General features: G+C 66.5%; 3 protein-coding genes and 1 pseudogene. All 4 read left to right on the top strand.

Translation table 11 applies throughout. The annotated features are described in order from the left end of the window. Window positions 1–920: bifunctional enoyl-CoA hydratase/phosphate acetyltransferase (locus B3446_RS02820; protein WP_409558303.1), on the top strand; the 920-nt coding region annotated here is incomplete at its 5' end. Window positions 921–1,044: 124 nt separating this feature from the next. Beyond that, on the top strand, window positions 1,045–2,622 hold the full coding sequence (locus B3446_RS02815; protein WP_191579392.1) for an ABC transporter substrate-binding protein: 1,578 nt from the start codon (window positions 1,045–1,047) through the stop codon (window positions 2,620–2,622). Between the two features lie 11 nt (window positions 2,623–2,633). Beyond that, window positions 2,634–3,602, top strand: a complete 969-nt coding sequence (locus tag B3446_RS02810; RefSeq protein ID WP_291377243.1) for an ABC transporter permease — start codon at window positions 2,634–2,636, stop codon at window positions 3,600–3,602. Beyond that, window positions 3,599–3,916 (top strand): annotated as a pseudogene (locus B3446_RS02805) (ABC transporter permease); the annotation flags it as partial. The gene B3446_RS02810 and the pseudogene B3446_RS02805, both read left to right, overlap by 4 nt.

Here is a 3,916-nt window from a genome sequence, read left to right as displayed (position 1 = left end):
TGGCTTTCGACCGTTTGTTCGAGCCGCTGCGCGTTGCCGCGCTGGCGGCCGGGCGGCTGCGCACCGCGGTGGCGTATCCGCTCTGTCCCGTCAGCGTGCGCGCCGCCATGCAGGCCAGCGAGGCCGGCTACATCGAGCCGGTGCTGGTTGGTCCGGCCGGCCGCATCGCCGCGCTGATGGCGCAGGAAGGCCTGCGTGCGGGCTCGATGGAAATCATCGACACGCCAGACGACGAACTGCTGGCCGCCCGCGCCGCCGCGGCATTGGCGCGCGATGGCGCGGTCAGCATGCTGATGAAGGGCAGCCTGCACACCGACCATTTCATGTCTGCGGTGGTAACGCGCGAATCGGGACTGCGCACCAACCGGCGCATCAGCCACGCTTTCGTGATGGCGGTGGCGGCCTATCCGAAGCTGCTGATCCTGACGGATGCGGCCGTCAACATCGCACCGTCGCTGCAGGAAAAGGCGGACATCGCGCAGAACGCCATCGACCTGGCGCGCGCGCTGGGCGTGGAGCGGCCGAAGGTGGCCGTGCTGTGCGCCACGGAATCCGTCAACCCCGCGATGCCGGCCACGCTGGATGCCGCGGCGCTGTCCAAGATGGCGGACCGAGGGCAGATCCGCGGCGGCGATATCGACGGGCCGCTTGCGTTCGACAACGCGATCTCGCGCGAGGCCGCGGACCAGAAAGGCATCGTGTCGCGCGTGGCGGGCGATGCGGACATCCTGCTCGTGCCGGACATCGAGGCCGGCAACATGCTCTACAAGGAACTCACGTGGCTGGCGGGCGCCGGCGCGGCGGGCCTGGTGCTGGGCACGCGCGTGCCGGTGCTGCTGACGAGCCGATCCGACTCCATGGAGGCGCGCGTCAACAGTTGCGCCGTCGCGGCGCTGTACGCGCACGCGCTGGGCGGTTGACTGCGGACAAGGCTGGCACCACCAAGTCTGGCGGTTTGGTACTAAGCGCGCATCCGAGGGATGACTACGCTAGACCGCAAGCCATCCATGAATGGTTCACGCGACAACATCAAAGGGGTAGCACATGCGCAGCGCAAGACTAGGCCTGGCCACGATTCTGTCGGTGTTTGCAATGGCGGGGGGCGCCGCCGCGGCGGATGCGCCCAAGGCCGGCGGCACGCTCGTCATCGGCTCCACGCAGGTGCCGCGGCATCTGAACGGCGCGGTGCAATCGGGCACCGCCACCGCGCTGCCCAGTGCGCAGCTCTTTGCCAGTCCGCTGCGCTACGACGCCGACTGGAATCCGCAGCCTTATCTGGCCGAGTCGTGGGAACTGGCGCCGGACGGCAAGTCGCTGACGCTGCACCTGCGCGGCGACGCGATCTTTCATGACGGCAAGCCCGTGACGTCCGAGGACGTGGCGTTCTCGATCATGGCGGTCAAGCAGAACCATCCGTTCCAGACGATGTTCGCGCCCGTCGACAGCGTGGAAACGCCCGACGCGCGCACCGCCGTGCTGCGCATGAGCAAGCCGCATCCGGCCATTCTGCTGGCGCTGTCGCCGGCGCTGATGCCCGTGCTGCCCAAGCACATCTACGGCGACGGCCAGGACTTGAAGACGCATCCGCGCAACTCCGCGAACGTGGTGGGTTCCGGGCCGTTCATCTTCAAGGAATTCAAGCCGGGCCAGGAGATCGTGCTGGAACGCTTCGACAAGTTCTTCATCAAGGGCAAGCCGCTGCTGGATCGCGTGGTGGTCAAGATCAACCCTGATGCGACGAACCTGCTGATCGGGCTGGAGCGCGGCGACATCGGCGCGCTGCCGTTCATGACCGAACCGACGATTCTGCGCCGCGCCAAGGACAATCCCTCCATCGTCATGACCAACAAAGGCTACGAAGGCATCGGCGCGCTGAGCTGGCTGGCGTTCAATACGGCGCGCAAGCCGCTGGACGACGTGCGGGTGCGCCAGGCCATCGCCTACGCGACCGACAAGGGTTTCATCACCAAAGCGCTGAACGCCGGCTTTGCCGCGCCCGCGCACGGCCCCATCGTGGGCACCAGCCCCTTCGCCAGCGACGACGTGAAGAAATACCCGCTGGACCTGAAGCAGGCAGAAAAGCTGCTGGACGAGGCCGGCTTCAAGAAAGACGGCAAGGGCGAGCGCATGACGCTGACGGTGGATTACATGCCGGGCAGCGACGTGCAGGGCAAGAACGTCGCGGAGTACCTGCGCAGCCAGTTGAAGAAGGTGGGCATCAACGTGCAGGTGCGCGCCTCACCCGACTTTCCGACCTGGGCCAAGCGCATCGCCGGCAAGGACTTCGACATGACCACCGACATCGTCTTCAACTGGGGCGATCCGGTCATCGGCGTGCATCGCACGTACATGTCGTCCAACATCCGCGACATCATCTGGACCAATACGCAGTCCTACAAGAACCCGAAGGTCGATGCGCTGCTGGAACAGGCGGGCACCGAGACCGACGCGGACAAGCGCCGCGCGCTGTACGGGGAATTCCAGCGCCAGGTGACCGAGGACGTGCCGATCGACTTCCTGACCGTCATTCCGTATCACACGCTGTCGTCCAAGAAGGTGCAGGGTCTGCCGTCCGGCATTTGGGGACTGCTGTCGCCGCTGGATGAAACGTCCGTGCAGTAGCGGGAGCCGACATGCTGCGATATCTCTCGCGCCGCCTGGCCTACGCCGCGATCCTGCTGCTGGCCGTGGTGACGCTGAACTTTCTGCTGATTCATATTTCGCCGGGCGACCCCGTGGAAACCATTGCGGGGTCCATGGGCGGCATCAGCGAAGAGTTGCGCGCGCAGCTGCGGGTGCAGTACGGGCTGGACAAGCCGTTCCTCACGCAGCTTGGTATCTACCTGGGGCAGGTAGTGCGCGGCGACCTGGGCTATTCCTACTTCTTCAACGTGCCGGTCGCGCAGCTGATCTGGGATCGCGTGCCCGCCACGCTGCTGCTGGTGGTGACGTCGGTGACCGTCGCCTTTCTGATCGGCACGCTGCTGGGCACGCTGGCGGCCAGGAAGCCCAACGGGTTGCTGTCACAAGGCATCACGCTGCTGTCGGTCGTGGGCTATTCGGCGCCGGTGTTCTGGACCGGCATCATCCTCATCATCCTGTTTGCCTCGGTGTGGCCGATCTTTCCGGTGTCGGACATGCGGTCGGCGGGCGGTCCGCAAGAGGGTTGGGCGGGGGCGCTGGACGTGCTGCACCATCTGGTGCTGCCGGCGTTCACGCTGGCGTTCGTGTACCTGGCGCAATACAGCCGGCTGGCGCGCGCCAGCGTCATGGACGCGTTGCAGGCCGACTACATCCGCACCGCGCGCGCCAAGGGGCTGCCCGAGAACACCGTGCTGTACAAGCACGCGCTGCGCAACGGCGTGCTGCCGGTGGTGACCATGCTGGGTCTGCAATTCGGCAACGTGCTGGCCGGGGCGATTCTGGTGGAGACGGTCTTCAATTGGCCCGGGTTGGGACGCCTGGCGTTCGACTCCGTGCTGCGCCGCGATTATCCGACCTTGCTCGGGATCCTGCTCTTTGCCTCGTTGCTGGTCGTGGTGATGAACCAGCTTACCGATCTGGCGTATCGCCTGATCGATCCCCGGATCAAGACATCATGAGACCTGCACCCATTGCGCTGCCCGCCACGGCCGGCGCCGACGCCCGGCCCAAGCCGCCACCCCGGCCAACCTATGAGGCGCTGCGCGTGTTCGCGCGCAACCCCAGCGCGCTGGCCGGCGTGCTGCTGCTGGCAACGATCCTGGCGATCACGATCTTCGGGCCGATGCTGATGCAGGCCGACCCCTTTGAAATTGCCGCGGCGCCCATGGAGCCGCCCGGCGGCGAGCTGCTGCTGGGATCCGACTACCTGGGCCGCGACGTATTGACCGGCATGATCTACGGCGGGCGGGGCACGCCGCTGGGGGGGGGGGGG

It is taken from the genome of Achromobacter sp. UBA5777 (assembly GCF_002418565.1).
Taxonomy (GTDB): Bacteria; Pseudomonadota; Gammaproteobacteria; order Burkholderiales; family Burkholderiaceae_B; genus Achromobacter; species Achromobacter animicus.
The sequence above is the reverse complement of the archived record's forward strand: the minus strand, read 5'-3'. Positions and strand labels throughout refer to the sequence as shown.

What these genes read in the sequence shown, in the direction of transcription:
- B3446_RS02810 (WP_291377243.1), top strand. Translation starts at nt 2,634, where the DNA reads ATGCTGCGATATCTCTCGCGCCGCCTGGCCTACGCCGCGATCCTGCTG.
- B3446_RS02815 (WP_191579392.1), top strand. Translation starts at nt 1,045, where the DNA reads ATGCGCAGCGCAAGACTAGGCCTGGCCACGATTCTGTCGGTGTTTGCA.